Annotated in this window: 16 protein-coding genes; all 16 read right to left on the bottom strand. The window is 52.3% G+C overall.

Annotated elements, in window-relative coordinates:
- On the bottom strand, positions 1–619 hold a 619-nt coding region (locus KJ869_04265), incomplete at its 3' end, for a hypothetical protein (GenBank protein ID MBU1576405.1).
- A gap of 44 nt (positions 620–663) precedes the next feature.
- Positions 664–2,448, bottom strand: a complete 1,785-nt coding sequence (locus KJ869_04260) for an N-acetylmuramoyl-L-alanine amidase (GenBank protein ID MBU1576404.1) — start codon at positions 2,446–2,448, stop codon at positions 664–666.
- Positions 2,448–2,867 (bottom strand): hypothetical protein, encoded by a 420-nt coding sequence (locus tag KJ869_04255; GenBank protein ID MBU1576403.1) that lies wholly within the window; start codon positions 2,865–2,867, stop codon positions 2,448–2,450. The genes KJ869_04260 and KJ869_04255 overlap by 1 nt, the downstream gene beginning before the upstream one ends.
- A gap of 34 nt (positions 2,868–2,901) precedes the next feature.
- Entirely contained in the window at positions 2,902–4,161 is a 1,260-nt protein-coding gene (locus tag KJ869_04250) for an NAD(P)/FAD-dependent oxidoreductase (GenBank protein MBU1576402.1), read from the bottom strand.
- A complete protein-coding gene (gene hypB, locus KJ869_04245) occupies positions 4,133–4,804 on the bottom strand; it encodes a hydrogenase nickel incorporation protein HypB (protein ID MBU1576401.1) in 672 nt (223 codons plus the stop codon). Before hypB ends, KJ869_04250 begins: the two co-directional genes overlap by 29 nt.
- A gap of 11 nt (positions 4,805–4,815) precedes the next feature.
- Complete coding sequence (hypA, locus tag KJ869_04240) at positions 4,816–5,160, bottom strand: hydrogenase maturation nickel metallochaperone HypA (protein MBU1576400.1); 345 nt, start codon at positions 5,158–5,160, stop codon at positions 4,816–4,818.
- Positions 5,160–7,715 (bottom strand): DUF2723 domain-containing protein, encoded by a 2,556-nt coding sequence (locus KJ869_04235; protein MBU1576399.1) that lies wholly within the window; start codon positions 7,713–7,715, stop codon positions 5,160–5,162. The genes hypA and KJ869_04235 overlap by 1 nt, the downstream gene beginning before the upstream one ends.
- Positions 7,716–8,558 (bottom strand): diadenylate cyclase CdaA, encoded by an 843-nt coding sequence (gene cdaA / locus KJ869_04230; protein MBU1576398.1) that lies wholly within the window; start codon positions 8,556–8,558, stop codon positions 7,716–7,718.
- Between the two features lie 57 nt (positions 8,559–8,615).
- A complete protein-coding gene (gene folP, locus KJ869_04225; protein MBU1576397.1) occupies positions 8,616–9,464 on the bottom strand; it encodes a dihydropteroate synthase in 849 nt (282 codons plus the stop codon).
- Between the two features lie 45 nt (positions 9,465–9,509).
- Complete coding sequence (locus KJ869_04220) at positions 9,510–10,946, bottom strand: T9SS type A sorting domain-containing protein (protein MBU1576396.1); 1,437 nt, start codon at positions 10,944–10,946, stop codon at positions 9,510–9,512.
- A gap of 102 nt (positions 10,947–11,048) precedes the next feature.
- On the bottom strand, positions 11,049–12,407 hold the full coding sequence (locus KJ869_04215) for a T9SS type A sorting domain-containing protein (GenBank protein ID MBU1576395.1): 1,359 nt from the start codon (positions 12,405–12,407) through the stop codon (positions 11,049–11,051).
- A gap of 117 nt (positions 12,408–12,524) precedes the next feature.
- Positions 12,525–13,121, bottom strand: coding sequence for a GTP cyclohydrolase I FolE (gene folE / locus KJ869_04210; GenBank protein ID MBU1576394.1), 597 nt, complete (start codon positions 13,119–13,121; stop codon positions 12,525–12,527).
- On the bottom strand, positions 13,096–15,012 hold the full coding sequence (ftsH, locus tag KJ869_04205; protein MBU1576393.1) for an ATP-dependent zinc metalloprotease FtsH: 1,917 nt from the start codon (positions 15,010–15,012) through the stop codon (positions 13,096–13,098). Before ftsH ends, folE begins: the two co-directional genes overlap by 26 nt.
- A 36-nt stretch (positions 15,013–15,048) precedes the next feature.
- The gene (gene hpt, locus KJ869_04200) at positions 15,049–15,579 is read right to left on the bottom strand and encodes a hypoxanthine phosphoribosyltransferase (protein ID MBU1576392.1); all 531 of its coding nucleotides are present in this window, start codon (positions 15,577–15,579) and stop codon (positions 15,049–15,051) included.
- Entirely contained in the window at positions 15,579–16,976 is a 1,398-nt protein-coding gene (tilS, locus tag KJ869_04195; GenBank protein MBU1576391.1) for a tRNA lysidine(34) synthetase TilS, read from the bottom strand. Before tilS ends, hpt begins: the two co-directional genes overlap by 1 nt.
- 121 nt (positions 16,977–17,097) lie before the next feature.
- Complete coding sequence (locus tag KJ869_04190; GenBank protein MBU1576390.1) at positions 17,098–18,300, bottom strand: hypothetical protein; 1,203 nt, start codon at positions 18,298–18,300, stop codon at positions 17,098–17,100.
- Positions 18,301–18,541: the final 241 nt, after the last annotated feature.

Here is an 18,541-nt window from a genome sequence, read left to right as displayed (position 1 = left end):
TATCATCCTCTTCTTTTTTATATCTATCTAACAAGTAACTATTTATATCTTTTTTATCCAAATCTTCAATATCTTCAGGGATAGAGCAATACCAATTATTGCCATCACAAGAACTGACTTTTATGGTATTATAAAGTTTTAAAAATTTGACAAGAGGCCAAAGACGTTTTGTCTTAAGAGGGGGCAATAATGGTTGTCCATCAAGCTTTCTTGGTTGAGGTCGTTCAGTAAAACCCTTTTCGATATTATCTGATTTAATAATATCAATGTCTGGGTTTTCATTAAACCACATTTTTATGATTTCGCAATATACTTTAACTAACTCAAAATCTGACCTTGGGAAGATGCATAGATATAATCCCTTGGGAGTCAAATAATAATATTCATCGTTTTCGATTATTCGTTTTTCAATCAAATGTATATTTTCAAGGGCATCAATAGCGGGAGCATCATCTTCGAATATTTTCCTTAGTTTTCTTGCACCAACTCTAAATAAAATATCAATCACATTGTTTTCACTATCATCAAAAGTGCCTTTATAGATATATTCAAGCACAGCGAACTGCTGATCCGTTATTTTTACTTCTTCGCCCAATACAGATATTTTAGTTGTTTCCATTTTAAAACCAAATTAAATATTAAGTTTAAACCACTTAATCAGAATCACTTCGTGTTTAGTAAAAATTCCTTTATCCCCGTATATACCGCCTTGGCGATCTTCTCCTGGAAAGCCCCGTCCAGCAGCAAAGCCTCCTCGCGGGGCACGATGATGAAGGCCGGCTCCACCAGGATGGAGGGAAACTCGGTGGCCCGGCACAGCACCAGGTTGCCGTAGAAAAGGCCATGATCGTTAAGCGGCAGATTTTTCTGGAACTGGCGGTGGACCGTCTCGGCCAGCCCCCGACTATAGGGCTGGTAATAATAGGTGGAATACCCGCTGTTAAGCAGCGGGTTGGCCCCGTCCGGCGAGGCGTTGTTGTGAATGCTGACTAAAAGATCGGCCTTCCAGCCCGCCGCCCGGCTGGGCCGCTGGTAGATGCTGGCCCCCTCGCCATTCTCCCGGGTGTAGAGAACCGAGGCTCCCTCCTTTTTCAGCATCCGGCCCAGCCGCTGGGTGATCTGCCAGTTGATATCCTTCTCCAGGGTCCGCAAGGGCCCTACCGCGCCATTGTCCGGGGAATGCCCGGGATCCAGGGCAATTTTCAGCCCTTTGAAAGGATTCTTTTTATTGATGGCTGGCGGAGCCGTGAGCGACAACACCAAGGTGTTCTTCTGGTATGCCGCGCTGTAACCCCATAATTTGTTGTTGAGAGACATTTCCAATTCCACGGTGCGGCTGTCAACCTGTCTCCAGCGGATATCGTTCACAAAACCATCGGCCGGATCGTAACGCACCCAGTCCATGTCAGCCTGGACGTCATAGAGCAAGATCTTCAGGCTGCGCCCGTCGGATCCAGGAAAGACCTGATAGACCGAAGGCCGTGACAGCGAGATGCTCAGTTGACTACCGCGGGCGGCCTTGGCCGTCTTGACCAAAGCCAGCTTGGCGGTTCGAAATATTTTCCCTGCCGGGAAAAACTCAACTGAGCTTTTTTTAACCCAGGCCTCCTTGGTCTCGGTAAGTTTCAGCCGGTAATATTGGTCGTGAATTCCGTTGATCTGCAGGATCATTCCCCTGGGCATGAACATCTCATATCCCAGGCCCGGGGCAGTCTTGAGCACCGCAATGGAATCTTTCACTTTGGCAAAGACCTGGCGGGTATCATCCCAATTGCTGATGATGGGACCGGTGGAATCAATCACGGCATTTCCCAATAGATCAACCAGATAGAAGTATATTCGCTGGCTTTCCCATCCCTCGCTGCCTTGTATAAGACAGGATCCTCCGTAGATGCCGGGCACCACTGAGGTGTCGGCCGTGGAGGAATCGGAAAAAGCCAATATCTTGTCATCGGCCTCGGTGGCGGCATTCTGCTCTTGCATGGGAAATCCAAGACTCCGGCCCACCGAAAAACTGGCCTTGCAGCCGGGCGTCCCCTGGAAGGAGACATATAGGCGTTCGCCAACAGGCAAGCTCAAATTGTAATTGGGGTTGATCGAGCCGTGCAGGATGCACAGGCTGTCCGGCCTGATGGTCCTTTTGCGCTGAGCCACATTCACTTTGCGATCCAGGGTGGCGATGCCGGAGGCATCCAAAGCTGACAATTGGATGATGAACTCTCCGGAGTCAAACGGAATATAAGCCAGAAAGGCCCCTGTCTTGTAGACATCCACCTTGCGGCCGTTGACCGACAGCTGGCTGCCGGGTGTGACCGAACCCAGGATGAACGACCAGGATACCGGCCCGATATCGGCCCCCTCCGGGGGATAGACCAAGTCTATTTTGGGAGCCGATTGGGCCGACCCCGCAGCGATAAGCAGGATAAGGATAAGGCTGATTTTTTTCATTATTCTATAAACACCTTAGCGATTAATTTTAAGGCCCATTTGGCGAACTTGGCCAATGCAAAGTACCAGTTATTTGAGGCCTTATTGGCGCCGAGCGAGCGAATATTTACAATGGCGTTTTCTATCTGGCGAACATTGCAGTCTGCCTGCATGGGTCTTATGGATTCCTGCTGCGGAGGTAGATTCAAGTACTTAGTCAGTTTTTCCGCCGGCACCTGATTTCGGCGGGCGATCTGTTTTAGGGTAAGGGTGGTGTCGATCTCTATGGGCCGGGGGGAGATCTCCGATGCCCGGACAGTGGGCGCCCCGATGGATATGATCAACAGGCACAGCCCCAGCCGGGCTTCCGCTGAGATCCTTTTGAAAGGTACAATAGAGATATTATTACCTAGATGGGACATGATTTCATTATATTTCATGATATTTTGGGAGTCAATAATAGATCAATAAGATTTACTGTTTCTTCATCACATACTCGGCCGCAACATTGCCGGCCGCATATCCCGAGCTCCAGCACCATTGAAGATTATAGCCCCCGGTATCTCCGTCCACATCCAGCACCTCGCCGCAGAAGAACAGCCCCGGCGCTTTCTTGGACATCAGGCTTTCGGGAAAAATTTGCCGGCAGTCCACCCCGCCGGCCGTGACCTGGGCCTCCTTGAAAGGTCGCAGACCCTTGACATTCACCTGCCAGCGGCAGAGGTTTATCAACAAGACCTGCATTTGCTGCTCGGAGATCTCCCGGCATGACGAATCGATGTTCAAACTGCTTTGGAGCATCATGGTCAGCCCCAGCTTCTCCGGCAGCAGTCCGATTAAAAAATCCTTGGCTAGCCGGGAAGCCAGTGTTTCCCTTCTGGCCTTCAGTTGAGTGATGACCTCTGTTTCATTGATATAAGGCAGGAAATTGATCCGGCACTCCAGTCCCGGACCTGTTACCATTCGGCTGGCCTTCAGGGCCAGCGGCCCGGAGAGACCGTAGTGGGTAAACAACCCTTCGTCGATGATCTCAAAGATGGTTTTGCCGTCCCGGCTGATGGTCAGCCTAAGGTCCATCCTCAATCCCTGGAGCTTGTGAAACCAGTTCCCGGCCAGCATTACCGGCACCAGGGCCGGCTCCGGGGGAACGACGGCATGGCTCAGTTTCGATGCCATCTCGTAACCCTGCCCGGTGGAACCGAACTGCGGACTGGCCGCCCCGCCGCAGGCCAGGATGACCGCATCGGATTTATGCGAATGCCCCCTTTGGCGAACCTCCCAGCCATCAGCGGTTCTGGCCAGGGCCACTATTTCGGACCGCAGATTGACCTCCACCCCCAACCGCTCCATTTCCTGTTCCAGGCAGAACAGCACCGATGGGGCCTCGTTGCTGCGGGGGAAATATCTCCCCCGGCTGTCGGCGTAATAAGTGAGTCCCAGTCCCTCGAAAAATTCCAGTGTGCTCTCCAATCCGAAATTGTCAAGAATGCCTCCGGCCAGTATACGGTCCCCGCCGTGATAATTATCCAATGATATGTTCTGATTGGTGAAATTGCAGCGGCCGTTGCCGGTGGCTAAAAGTTTGCGGCCCAAGGAGCCGTTCTTCTCCCAGAGCCGCACCCGGCCGCCTTTCCCGGCGGCGATGATGGCCGCCATCATCCCGGCCGGCCCGCCGCCGATAATATCGATATATCTGTTCAACGCCTCATCCCGTTTTGGATTTCTTCTGTTCATCGGCTCTTCTGGCCAGCCAGTCCATCCATTCCGCCATACCCTGCCCGGTGGTGGCCGACAGTTCGAAGATGGGAGCCTCCCGGTTTATCTTCCGCACATCGGCCCGGGCCTTATCCATATCAAAGTTCACCGCTTTAAGCAGATCGATCTTGGAGAATATCACCGCCCCGGCCTCGGAGAAGATCAGCGGGTATTTGGCCGGTTTGTCATCGCCCTCCGGAACTGAGAGCACCACCACCTTAAAAGCTTCGCCCAGATCGAACTCCGCCGGGCAGACCAGGTTGCCCACGTTCTCCACCGCCAGAATATCCATCTTATCAAGCTGAAAATCCTGAAAGGCCCTGTGCACCATCCCGGCATCCAGATGACAGCCTCCTTCGGTGTTTATCTGCACCACCGGAATGCCCAGGGCCGCCAGCCGCCGGGCATCGTAATCCCCGGTTATATCTCCCTCGATCACGGCAAACTCCAGTCTGCCTTTCAGGCCGGAGATGGTCTTCTCCAGCAGGGTGGTCTTGCCGGCCCCGGGCGAGGCGATGAAATTAAGCGCCAGGATGCCGTGCTTATTGAACACTTGGCGATTGTCATCCGCCCGGTGGCGGTTCTCGTCCAGGATATTTTTCAGTATTTTGATCTCTGTCATATGCAGTGAATTCAATTATCGATTTCGATGCTGTCTATGAACATCTCCCGGCCGTCGATTATCTGGCCGCTTAAAATGCCGCATTTGGGGCAGGTAAGATCCAGCTCGTCCGATTGGTACTCGGCCCCGCAGTCCCGGCAGCGGCACCTGATGGGAACCCACTGGATGTCCAGCTCGGCCCCCTCGGCCCTGGTGCCGGGGGTCATCATCTCAAAGTTCATCTCCACCGCCTCCGGCACGTATCCGGTCAGGCGGCCGATCTTCAGGTTGATCTTCCTTATTCGCAGGGCGCCGACCTCTTCGGCCTTGGACAGGGCGATCTTGACCAGGCTCTGGGTGATGGCCAGTTCGTGCATCAGCGCATTTTTTGCTGCAGATCACGCAGCATCTTTCCGGCCACCGGATCGTTGGGATTCTTGCGCAGCCAGTCCTGCAAAATGGAGGCCGCTTTATCATATTTTTTCTGTTCCATGTACAGCTGATACAGCCTGCCGTAGGCCTCGGCCAGGTTGGGATCCTGCATAAGGGTCTGCTGGTAGTAATATTCGGCCGAGTCATACATCCGGCCCTGCTGGAAAACGCCGCCGATCTGCATCTTGGCATAGGGGTTGGCCGGGTCCTTCTCGACTAGTTTGTGCAGCCATTCGGAAGCCTTGGCGTAGTCCCCCAGTTCGGCATAGGCCACCCCCAGCCAGTTGTAGCTGGCCGGTTCGTTGGGCAGGATATTATAAGCCTGCTGAAATTGTTCGATGGATTTCAGCATCCATTCACGATAGCGGTCCTCCTTTTTGGCGGCCCGCTCGGCCTCGGCCTGCTTCCGCATGGCCATCCCCAGCTGCCAGTAGGCCACGGCGTAGTTGCCTAAAAGCCTTTGGGTGTTGTCATCCTTGAAGACTCCAGGATCGGTGATGCCCCGGTAACGGTAGACCTCGGTAATGTTCTTCTGGGTAAGCTCCAGGTTGACCTGTTTGTTGGACACCCGGGGCGTCACCCGGTACAGCAGGCCCTCGAACGACAGATGTTTCTGCAGACCCGCCAGGTTGTCGTCGGAGACGGTGACTGCGAAGTAGACCGGATATTTCTCCTTGTAATCTTTATCGAACACCAGTTTGGCAAAACTGTCGGCTGGGGCCAGCACCTGCTGGAAGGAAAGTTTCTTGCCGGCATTGGAGGCGATGATCACCCTGATGGCAATGTCGGACAATTTGAATATCTGGCGGTCCTCGGTGATATAGCCCCGGCCGGCCAGTTGGTCGATCTGGTACTCGGAGAGGTCCAGCGGGACGCCGTGGCGGATGGCCTGCTTGAGATACCAGTCGGTGTTGGCCAGCGACAGGTTGACTATCCGGACATCCTGGCGCACTCCGTTGGTCTCCTGCATGAACCACACCGGGTAGGTGTCGTTATCCCCGTTGGTAAACACGATCCCCCCCGGCTGGGCCGACTGCAGAATATTGTAGCCGTAATCGTTGGGTATCCAGTTGTCGGAGCGGTTCTTCTCAAAATAATACTGTTTGACATTGAACAGCGCTATCAGAATAAATATCGTTCCCAGGGCGATGGGCGCCAGCCTGGACCATTTGGCCGACTTTTCCCGGAGCATCTCTTTGGCGTACTGCATCAGCCGCCAGCCGCCCATCCCTATCCAGACCGCGAAGAACAGGTAGGCCGGAGCGAAGATGTAATCCCGCTCCCGGGGCTGGGGATTGGCCATGTTCAGATAGACCACCAGCCCCAGGCTGGCGATGATGAAAGCCGGGCCAACGATGGCAAAACTCTTGTCCTTGCGTTTATAGGTATGGAAGAAACCGGCCACCACCCCCAGGGCTATCAGCATGGTCGCCATCGGGCTGTTGGTGAACAGGGCCACCAGAACACCCACCACCAGCAAAACCGCCGCGGTGATCCCGAATTTTTTCTCCTCCTTTTCGATCAGGTGGCATACCGCCCCGTAAGCCCCCAGCACCACGGGCAGCGAAGCGATCCACAGGGCCGGAGCGCTGTGCAGGGCGGAAGCGCCGGGCTTGATTATTGGCGCGAACTGCCAGCTGAAATAGCGCAGGAACATGTGGCCGAACTGGTACATGAAATCCTCGCGCCGGGTGAAGAAATTGAAAGGCTCGTACTGCTTTCGCTGCAGCACGTACATCAGCGAATCCCAGTTGCGGGGGTTGCACATGTTGAGGGCCGGGTCCAGGTTGGCTCTCAGCAGCAGATAATAATTTATGGTGATCCCGGCAAATATCAGCCCGGTCGCCCAGCCCAAAAATTTCCAGTCCACCAGGGCCCGCCAATCGACCAGCAGAACGAACAGGAATATCGGCCCGGCCGCCAGCAGAGTGGACATATGCCCGGCGATGCCCAGAACGAAGAGGTAGACGATCAGCAGCAGCATCTTGCGGTTGCCCACTTTCCCGATCTGGTCCCGCCACCGCAAGGCCAGCCAGACCGTCATGGACATCATGAACATGGCGATGCCGTAGACCTCGGTCTCAATGGAATTGTCCCACCAGGTGGGGGAGAATGCCAGGGACAGGGCGGCTGAAGCGCCGGCTAGGTGAATTATTATCTCATCCAGCTTATCCTTGGGCTCCCCCTTCCAGACCACGATCAGCTTGACGGTCAGCAGATAGACTATGGCGATGGTCAGGGCCGAGAAGAACGGCGACAGCAGGTTCACCCGGAAGGCTATCTCCTTGAAGAAAGGCAGCAGCATGATGGTCACCCGGCCCACGATGGCATACAGCGGATAGCCCGGCGGGTGAGGGATGCCCAAAATCTGGGAGACGGTTATGAACTCCCCGCAGTCCCAGAAAGAGGCGGTGGGAGCCATGGTCCTCAGGTAGACTATGAAGGCGGTGAGGAATATCCCCAGCCCGATCCACAGCCTGGTCTTGGTTTCCTTGATCATCTAATTCTCCTTGATATTTATGTCAGCCGGTTTATTTTCTTTCATTTCCGCCGGGCCGGCCTTGGTGTGCAATGCCCGGTTAAGTTTTTCCCGCAGTTCCTGGATGTTCTCCAGTTCGATCAGTTTCCCGTATCGGGCGATGGAGATGGACTGTTTCTCCTCGGAGACCACCACCGCCACGGCATCGGTCTCCTCCGAGAGGCCCACTGCGGCCCGGTGGCGCATCCCGTGTTCGCCGGAGAAATTGGGGTCCTTGGTGATGGGCAGGGTGCAGCTGGCAGCCACCACCGTCTCCCCCCGGATGATCACCGCCCCGTCATGCAGCGGCCCGTCGGGCACGAACAGGGAGACCAGCAGCTGCTCGGTCAGGCGGGCGTTCAACTCCACCCCGGTTGCAGTGTAGTTCTTAAGACCGTCGTTCTTCTCCAGCACGATGATGGCCCCGTAGCCCCTGACCAGCAGGGCCTGGCAGACCTTGACCACTTCCTCTATGGCCCGCACCTCGCCCTTTAAAAATATTCCCAGAAAGCGGTTCCGCCCCAGCTGGGTCATGGCGTTGCGGATCTCCGGCTGGAACAGTATCACGAAGGCCACCACCCACACCGTCTTCAGGCTGGATATCACCCAGCTGGTGCCGGGCAGCTGGTACAGCTGGGCCACTATGGCAATGGCGATCAGCACCAGCAGGCCGAACATGATCTGGACCGCTCTGGTGCCCTTCATCAGGTGGAATATCCGATAGATGATGTAGGCCACCAGGATTATGTCCAAGATATCCAGCGGCCGCACCGTCAGGAACGACAGCACGCCGGGAAGGTGGAATGTGGGAAAGAGTTTATCCATTAACATATTCTTTTGAAAAATTAAGATACTTTTAGACCACCCTCGTCCCCTCCTTGATCAAGGAGGGGATAAAGGGGTGGTTATAGCCTGTGCCACTCTCAGCGCCTGCTTAGTCTCGGCCACATCGTGGCAGCGGATGATGGCCGCACCGTTCTGCACCGCCAGTACGGCCGCCGCCAAGCTGCCCGGCAGGCGTTCATCGGCCGGGATATCGTTGTTCAATTTCCCGATGAAAGATTTTCGTGAAGCTCCGATCACTATGGGGCAGTCCAGATCCTTGAAATAGGTCAGATTTTTTATCAGGCTCAGGTTATGCTCCACCGTCTTGCCGAAGCCGATGCCCGGGTCTATGGCGATGGCCGACCTTTCCACCCCGGCCTCCAGGGCGATCTTGATCGAGTCTTTTAGATATTTTTTTATCTCGTCCAGCAGATCGTCATACTGCGGGTCCTTTTGCATGTCCTCCGGAGTACCCTTGATGTGCATCAGCACCAGCCCGGCCTTAAACTCCGCCGCCACCCCGGCCATATTCTGATCGAAACGCAGTCCGGAGATGTCGTTGATTATGGAAACTCCTGCCTCCAACGACCTGCGAGCTACTTCGGATTTATAAGTGTCTATCGAAATCGGAATGTCAGATTTTTTTGCCAGCGCTTCGATGACCGGAACCACCCTGGCTATTTCTTCTTCAACTGAAACCTTATCCGCACCCGGCCGGGTGGATTCGCCCCCGATGTCTATGATGTCGGCTCCCTGCTCTATCATCTTTATGGCTTGAACCAGGGCCTTGTCTGTCGTATTGAACCTGCCACCATCGGAAAAGGAATCCGGGGTCAGGTTGAGGATGCCCATTATCAGGGGCTTGTCAGCCGTGTCGAATTTATATTTGCCGCATTGCCAGAACATACTATGCTTTTATCTCCCCTCTAAATAAGAGGGGTCGGGGGTGTGTCACCTCACCACCACCATTTTTGCCGTTGCACCCCGTCCTTCTGACTCCAACCGGATAAGATACACTCCGCTGGAAACCCTGTGATTGCTAGCATCACAGCCATTCCACTGTAAACTGTAAACTCCGGAACTTTTAAACTCATTTACCAGGGTCCGCACCTCCTGCCCCAGCAGGTTGTAAATCTTAAGGTTTGCAATACCCGATTGGGGGATTTGGTATTTGATGGCATTCCCGGTAACTCTTAACTGTAAACTCTCAACTGTTAACTTATCGCTGCCCGGCTTCCCCTCCACCCCGGTATACTTTGGAATGAATGCCCCGTAAACATCACCATCGGTAAAACTAGAATCCATCCGGGAGCCGACAACCAAAAACCAGCCGCCTCCGAATCCGGATCCGCCAAAGGGTATCCTGCCGACCACTGTATTAAATATTATAAATGGCGCGTCTATAGGCACACCCGCTGGAGTCCAGAATTGGCCCATTAAAGTAAGATCAACCAATTGGGTCCAGGTTGCCAAGTAGTGATCGCCATCGAAAGCGACACTGGGCATAATTGGGGCTTTCGTAGAATCACAGATAGTAATTTTCTCCTGGACAATCCCTGAAACAGTAACAAAGCGTCCAAAAAGATTCCACCCGGTGCTGTCAATATTGTTGGCCTGATCATGAAAAGCCACCAGATACCTTAAACCGTCAAAAGCAAGTGATACCGGGTTGTCACTGCGATAAGGACCGCCATCTATTAAGAAGTTCGTGCCCACCAAGACCCCTGACGGGCTTACGAACTGCCCATAAATATCCCTGCCATTGCCATCATCGCACCAAGCCGCCAGATAGTTAGTGCCGTCATAGGCGAGAGAAACTTCACGAGCAAGATTACTGCTGATCTGCACTTGGCCGCCGAGCAGAACTCCGTTTTTGCCTACCATCTGTCCGTAGAGAAGAGTATCGGCCTTGACAAACACCACCAAGTAAGTAGAATCGCTGAACGCCAATCCATATAAGCTCGACTGTTTTAAAGACACGTTAGATCCAATTGTAAAGTACGATCCCACCAGAGTGCCCGAAGGACTGATGAATTGCCCGTTGACATCGCCATTGAATTCTTTCCAAACAAGGAGATAGTTGATTTCATCAAATGCGCCCAATGGTCCGGGGAAAGCACCCTGCCTGCCAAATGATATCCTGTCACCAATTAAGCTATCCGGAGGATAGATAAACTGGACAGTAATATTGTTTTGATCAAGCGTATCGCCAAGTATGGCTACTATACCCGTGCCGGATGACCCGCCCCAGATCGCGCATGCGCTAAACGTACTATCCCTTCCCACAGCAACGGGAAATTCTACGAATTTTGCTTGGGCCATGGCAGTTGCCGCCGCAAGGCAGCACACAACCGCTGTCATCAGCCAGATGGACATTTTCTTGGACATGGTTCTCCCTTGTTTGTTTGTTAATCCCCTAAAGTTATCTGCCATATGGCAGAAACTACAGGGAATTGTAACCTTAAACGTGCGTCCAAATTTTAGCAGACCTTATCTTACCACCACCATTTTTGCTGTCGCACTATGTCCTTCTGACTCTAACCGGATAATATACACTCCGCTGGAGACCCTGCGTTTGCTTGCATCACAGCCGTTCCACTGTAAACTGTAAACTCCGGAGCTTTTAAACTCATTTACCAGAGAACGCACCTCCTGCCCCAGCAGGTTGAAGACCTTTAAACTTACCCTTCCCGCTGTGGGAATTTGATATTTTATGGTATTCCCGGCAACTTTTAACTGTAAATTCTCAACTGTAAATTTGTCGTTGCCCGGCTTCCCCTCCACTCCTGTTCCACCATTTGTTGTATGAGCGATGATGCCGCTAAAACTAAGGCTGTCGCCGTATTCTCCGGCATACCATCCGTTGTTGGCATCCCAAAAGAAAATGCTGAATACAGCGCCAGCGATTGGCAGGTTTTGCTTTGTCCAGCTTGAACCGCCATCGTCAGTATAGAGGATGATCCTATCGGGATTTTGATCAGGGATGCCATCGTTTGTCCCGATCCAACCTATGGCTGCATTCAAAAAGAAAATGCACTTGCTCTTTGAGGAGGAATGGATGCCGGTATTGGCAACCGACATCCAATTGATGCCGCCGTCAGTCGTTTTAATTATCTTGCCGCTGTCGCCAACCGCCCAGCCGTTGTTAAGGTCAGTGAACTGGATGGCCTGGAATTGGCCTGGTGTAGAATCTACATATTGCAGCGACCAGCCCGTTCCCCCATTTGTGGTGTTACGAATAAAGTGGTAAATGCTTTGGGTCCCACACGCCCAACCGTTGTTCGTATCAACAAAGTGAAAAATACCCGCCGTTTCAATCGGGCTCCACGTGTCACCACCATCGGTGCTTCGTAAAGTGCTCATGCTATCGTTGGCAGGATAGTAAATTGAGACCCAACCGTTGTTGGTGTCAACAAACTGCACTTGCAGGCCCAACGCGCCCGCCTCGGTCGAAAGCACTTTCTTTTCCCAGGCTCCCCCGCCATTGGACGTTTTGTGGATCACAGCGCCATGGGCATCGGCAAAACCTGTTCCCAGCCAGTTCATTTTCCAGCCATGAGTCTGATTTGCCCACGACATAGTAATAGACGGATCGCTCATGGAGGTCACGGTATCGTTGGGAAACGGCGTCACGACCGACCAATTGGTTCCGGCATTTGTGGTGTGAAGCAATCTGCCATCGCTGGCTGATATCCATCCCTCGGTGGGGCTGACGAATTGCACTTTGCCTAAGCCTGTGTCAGCACCAAGGGGGTTTGTCTGCATCACCCACCCCTGGGCTGAAAGAGTTGCCACCGCAAAACAACACACAACCGTTGTCATCAGCCAGATGGACATTTTCTTGGACATGGTTGGTTCCCTCCTTGTTCGTTAATCCCCTAAAGTTATCTACCATATGGCATATGCTACAGGGAATTGTAAGCTTATGAGCAAATAAAATTCTTTCACGATTTTCGTGGGAAGCCCCTATCGTCCCTTGATCAGCGACAGCGCCTCCAGCCGGGTGGACTCCCGTTTCATCCCGCCCCGGATGGCCGAGGTGACGACAGAAGAACCGGGCTTCTTGACCCCCCGCATGGTCAGGCACAGGTGCTCGGCCTCCACCACCACCAGCACCCCCAGCGGCTTCAGCTTCTTCATTATAAGATCGGCGATATCGGCGGCCAGCCGTTCCTGCAACTGCAGCCTCTTGGCCATAGCCTCCACCACTTTCACTAAGCTGGAGAATCCGGTGATCTTATTGTTGCGCGGAATATAGGCGATGTGCACCCGGCCGAAGAACGGCAACAGGTGGTGCTCACAGACCGAGTAGAAAGAGATATCCTTGACTAATATCATCTCGTCCTCGTTCTTGGCGGTGTACACCGTCAGCTGATCGATGGGATCGTCGGCCATGCCGGACAGGATCTCCTGGTACATCCGGGCCACCCGGCAGGGGGTCTCTTTCAGTCCCTCGCGCTCCGGATCCTCGCCGATGGCCAGCAGCAGCTGGCGGATGGCTTTCTCTATGCCCGCGATATCGATGCCGGCTGACGCTTTAGGCCGGGACTTTTGGGATGTCATTGTTTTTCTTTTCATCGTTCTTTTCCAGTTTGGGCGGCAGTTGCTCGCCCTTGATTATCATCTCCACCTCCTGGCCGTCTAAGCATTCCCGCTCCAGCAGGGCCTGCGATAGGGCGTGGAGTTTTTCTACATTTTCCTTCAGGAGAGCCTTGGCCTTCTTGTTGGCCCCCTCCACCAGGGAACGGATCTCGGAGTCTATCAGTTCCGCGGTCTGCTCGGAATAATTCTTGGTGTGCCCGTAGTCCCGGCCCAAAAAGACCTCCTCGTCCTTCTTGCCGAAGGTCAGCGGGCCCAGCTTGTCGCTCATGCCCCATTCGCAGACCATCTTGCGGGCCAAATTTGTGGCCTTCTCCAGGTCGTTGCCCGATCCGGTGGACAGCTCGTCGAACACCAGCTGCTCGGCCGCCCTTCCCCCCAGCATGGTGGTTATCTGGTTGATGCACCAGGTGCGGGAATAGTTATGCTTCTCGTCTATCGGCAGGGAGACCGTGACCCCCAGGGCCCGGCCCCGGGGAATGATGGTCACCTTGTGGATGGGATCGGTGCCGGGGGTCAGCCGGCTGACCAGGGTGTGCCCGGCCTCGTGAAAGGCGGTCATCTTCTTCTCTTCCTCGGAGATCACCATGCTGCGGCGCTCGGCGCCCATCAGCACCTTGTCCTTGGCCTCCTCGAAATCTATCATGAACACCTTGTCGCGGTTCCGGCGGGCGGCCAGCAGAGCGGCTTCGTTGACCATATTGGCGATGTCGGCCCCGGAGAAGCCAGGGGTGCTGCGGGCCAGCACTTTCAGGTTGACGTCCTCGGACAGAGGCTTGTTCTTGGTATGGACCTTGAGGATGCCCTCCCGGCCCACCACGTCCGGCCGGTCCACCACTATCACCCGGTCGAACCTCCCCGGCCGTAACAGGGCGGGATCCAACACATCGGGACGGTTGGTGGCGGCCACGATTATCACCCCCTCGTTCCCGGCAAAACCGTCCATCTCCACCAGCAGGGCGTTCAGGGTCTGCTCCCGCTCGTCATGCCCGCCCCCGATCCCGGCCCCCCGGTGGCGGCCCACCGCGTCTATCTCATCTATGAAGATGATGCATGGGGCGCTGCGCTTGCCCTGCTCGAACAGGTCGCGCACCCGGGCCGCCCCCACCCCCACGAACATCTCCACGAAGTCCGAGCCGGAGATGGAGAAGAACGGCACTGCGGCCTCGCCGGCCACCGCCTTGGCTAAAAGGGTCTTGCCGGTCCCCGGAGGGCCCAGCAGCAGGGCCCCCTTGGGGATCTTGCCGCCCAGCTTGGTGAATTTTTTGGGCTCCTTCAGGAAGCCGATTATCTCCTGCAGATCATCCTTGGCCTCGTCGGCCCCGGCCACGTCGCTGAAGGTTATCTTGATGCGGTCCTCGGAAAGCAGTTTGGCCTTGCTCTTGCCGAAGGAGAAGACCCCCTTCTGGCCGCCCTGCATCTGGCGCATGAAGACGAACCACAGCACGCCGATGACGATCAGAAATCCCCAGTTCATCAAAAATGACAATATCGGGCTGGGCGCGGTGTTCTCGGCCTTGATCTGGATGCCCCGGCTCTCCAGTTCGGCTATCAGCCCGGGATCCTCAATGGGCAGGTAGGTCTTGAACTTGGGGTATTCGCTGCGGATGGCCCTTTCCACCTTGACCTTGGGAGTCTTGAATTTCCCCTTGACCTCCCGGTCGTAAAAGGTGACCTGGGTTATGTTCCCGGCGTTGATCTCCTCGCGGAACTGGGAATAGATGATATCCATCTGCTTCTCCCGGCCGCCGGAGAATAGCTGATACATGGTGATCCCCAGCATGAAGATGATCACCCAGAACAGCAGGGTGCTGGTGCCGCTCCTCCAGTTGGGGACCGGCGGCAGTTTATTCATCCGCTTGTTTCTATTTTGTTTGACGGGATTGGCCATCTATTCCTCCTCGACCCAGCTTACATATGGCAGGTTACGGTATTGCTGAGCATGGTCCAGGCCGTAACCGATGACGAATTTATCGGGTATGGTAAACCCGACGTATTTTAAAATTCCCGACTCCTTCTGGCGCCGCTCCTTCTTGTCCAACAGGGCGCAGATCACCAGGCTGGCGGGGTTCCTGGTCTTCAGGTTGTCGATCAAGTATGACAGGGTGATCCCGGTGTCCACGATGTCCTCCACCAGTATGACATCCCGCCCCTTGATGTTGGTGTTCAGATCCTGCAGCAGGCGCACCACTCCGCTGGAGTTGGTCTGGCTGCCGTAGCTGGCCACCGAGATGAAATCCACCTCCAGGGGGATGGTTACGGCCCGGATCAGGTCGGCCAGAAAGACGAAAGCGCCTCTCAAGACACCGACCAATACCGGGTTTTTGTCGCTATAATCCCCGGAAATCTCCCGCCCCATATCGGCGATCCTCTGCTGTATCTGCTCCCGGGAGATAAGGATATTTTTTGAACCGTTGCGGATCATTTTATAAATTCCAGCTTCAGGATATTTTTGGTCTCCTTGTTTACCGGTGCATGGTTGGAGCGCTTCAATCCGGCCAGCCAGATTATCTCGCTCCCGCACCTGACCACCGGCCAAGAGTCGCGCTTGGCCTGGGGCACCTTGGCTTCTATGAAGATCTCCTTGGTCTTCTTCTTGTGAGACGACCCGAAGGGTACCATGGCGTCGCCCGGCTGGCGTTTTCCCACCGTTAGATCCCTATTTTTCAGTCGGTCCCAGTCGTAATAGACGGCATCGGCGCTTCGGATCAGGGTCTTTCCCAATATCTGAGATCCGATGATTTTCAATCTGATCAGATGGCTGTTAAAGGCCGTCCTCCCGGGGATCGTTAACTTTTTGGCGGCGGCCCCCATATTTACTGCCGTACTAGCCGGTGCTCCGGCGATCTCCGCAGTTTTATATCCAATGATACACCAGATTCCGGGCAATATTTCAAACCGGCTGCCCACCCGGCCAGCCATCAGATGAATACAATTTTCAACAGCCTCAAAGCTGGGGGCAACCCCTTGCCGGGCAAGATGTAGAACCGCCAGCCTCAAAACGTTCCTTTGTAACCCTTTATTATAACTATTAAATAATGATAAGTCAATATTAATTTTGGCCTTATGGATTTTGGCCGTCTGCTTGAAAGCCTGTTCAGCCAGCTGCTCGACCAGGTCCAGATCGGACCCGGCGGACTCGGCCAGATTGGATAATGATTGGATGATCTGCGGGTTGTATTTTTTCAACTGCGGGATCAGGGTCAGGCGGATCCTGTTCCGGGTATGATCCGGGCTTTTATTGGTGCTGTCCTCCCGCCAGGCGATCTTATTTACCCGAAGATATTCCAGGATCTCCTCACGGCTGATGCCCAGCATGGGCCGGATGAATTTTCCGTTGACCGCCGGGATGCCCTTAAGGCCGGTGAGCCCCGAGCCCCGGATGATGTGCATCAGCACCGTCTCGGCCTGGTCGTTGAGGTTATGTCCGGTGGCGATCTTTTGGCAGTTGTATTTATCAGCAGTTTTGAGAAGAAACTCCCGCCGAAGTTCGCGGGCCGCGGTCTCAATGGAAAGCTTCTTCCTCTTGGCGTATCCGGCCACATCGCGTTTGGCGGAGATCATTTTGATCCCCTCTTTTTTGGCCAGGGTCTTGGCGAAAATCTCGTCCTTATTAGACTCCGCACCCCTCAGGCAATGGTTTAAATGCCCGGCAATTATATTTATCTTTAATTCATTCCGCAGGGCCAGCAGGGCATACAGCAGAAAGACCGAATCCGGCCCGCCGGAAAGGGCCACCAGCACCTTGTCCTTGGGCTTTATCAGCCTGCGGGAAATGATGAATTCCCGCATTTTATTTAATGGTGAATTATTGAACATTTATCATGAATGATAACATATAAGGCCTGTTCTGGCAAGGATAAATGAAAATAAAATGGGCGGCAATTTGCCGCCCGGGGTTTAATTGGACAGGGATATGTTGAACAAAACGCGGAATTTGTTATCTTTCTTTTTTCGCATTTTCATCCATTTTATCACTAAATAACGAAGGCAGTTTATCGTTTATAAAAGAAGTCAATCCCTTGTTAGGGAATATTTTTTCAACGATAAATTTATCAACAATACTTATTAATGTTCCGCTTATTGGTTCGATACCACCAATGCCCGTTGATGCTAACCATCTTATAATTTTCATTCCAGGCTTATTAAGCACAACACCAACTCTATTTCTAAAATCATTAATAATTCCATTTATCTCTCTATCAGAAATACTATCAACCGACCATAGCCAATCTCTGAATAAAATACATTCCTGACTATCACGCAATTTTATTAATTTGTCAACATTGACAGTTACATCAGTAAAATCTGGGAAATTTGCAATTTCAATAACTTTATTAAAATTATTTATCGGCCTTCCTGTAGAAAAATGCCTGGCAATTAGAGTTAATTTATTTTCATATAGGGGGATCTCTGCCTCCCTGAAAGCTGACATTGTATTGTATTTTAACATTTTATATAAATGACGGTTGAGAGACAAAACACTAAATATTGATTTTTTTATTATCATCCTTTCGGGATCATCTTTTGACCCAATAACCTCATTAATATTCGATTTTATTTTATAACCATCAATACCCGTGTCGATTTCCACTTTAATTGACTTTTCATTTAAAAATTTACCATAATTAGAGTAACAATAATGGTTAATACTTTGCGATAGTATATCACTTTTAGTAATATCGCTATCAAATGAACTCAGGCACTCATTCATCTCTGCTTGTTCATTAGTGAAAAAATGGTCTGCAATTAAGCCTTTTAACTTTATTTTTTGCTTGTATGTAATATTTTGAACATCATTAACATTAGCAAGGCATTTACTTACAGCCTCGTCAACATTTGAAGGTTTTATTAATGCGACTTTAAATATATCTTTGGGGAGTTTTCCCTCATCTTTTAAACCAGGCAAAATAAAATCAAAATTGAAGCTAATTACTTTGTTTTCTAATAATTCCTTAAACCCATAATAACCAAAAATATCTATTAATACAGGAATTTCTAAGCCATACGATTTAATAATAAAATGATCTAAGACGATAACATTTCTTATGATAGCATCCCTATCAAATTCTAATTTATCACCAGTTAATTGGTTACATACTTCATGAAGGATTCTTTTTCTTATATCCCCAACTACCTTCATAGAGACCTCCAAAGTTATTTTTTACAGTTCCCAACTTCGTTGTATTATCCCTCAGAACATCAAACAACTTTGCCGAAACCGTATAAGCGTCCGGCCCATTTACCTTGCGATCTTTGTATGATATATCTAAACCCATTAATAAGTCAATAGTAAAACTTTGTATATTGCTACTAAAAAGTTTAGCCCGGCCTGATATTCAAGCCGGGCTATGATTATTTCAATAATCTAAAGTTTATAATGA

This window comes from Candidatus Edwardsbacteria bacterium (assembly GCA_018821925.1).
GTDB lineage: Bacteria > Edwardsbacteria > AC1 > AC1 > EtOH8 > UBA2226.
The sequence above is the reverse complement of the archived record's forward strand: the minus strand, read 5'-3'. Positions and strand labels throughout refer to the sequence as shown.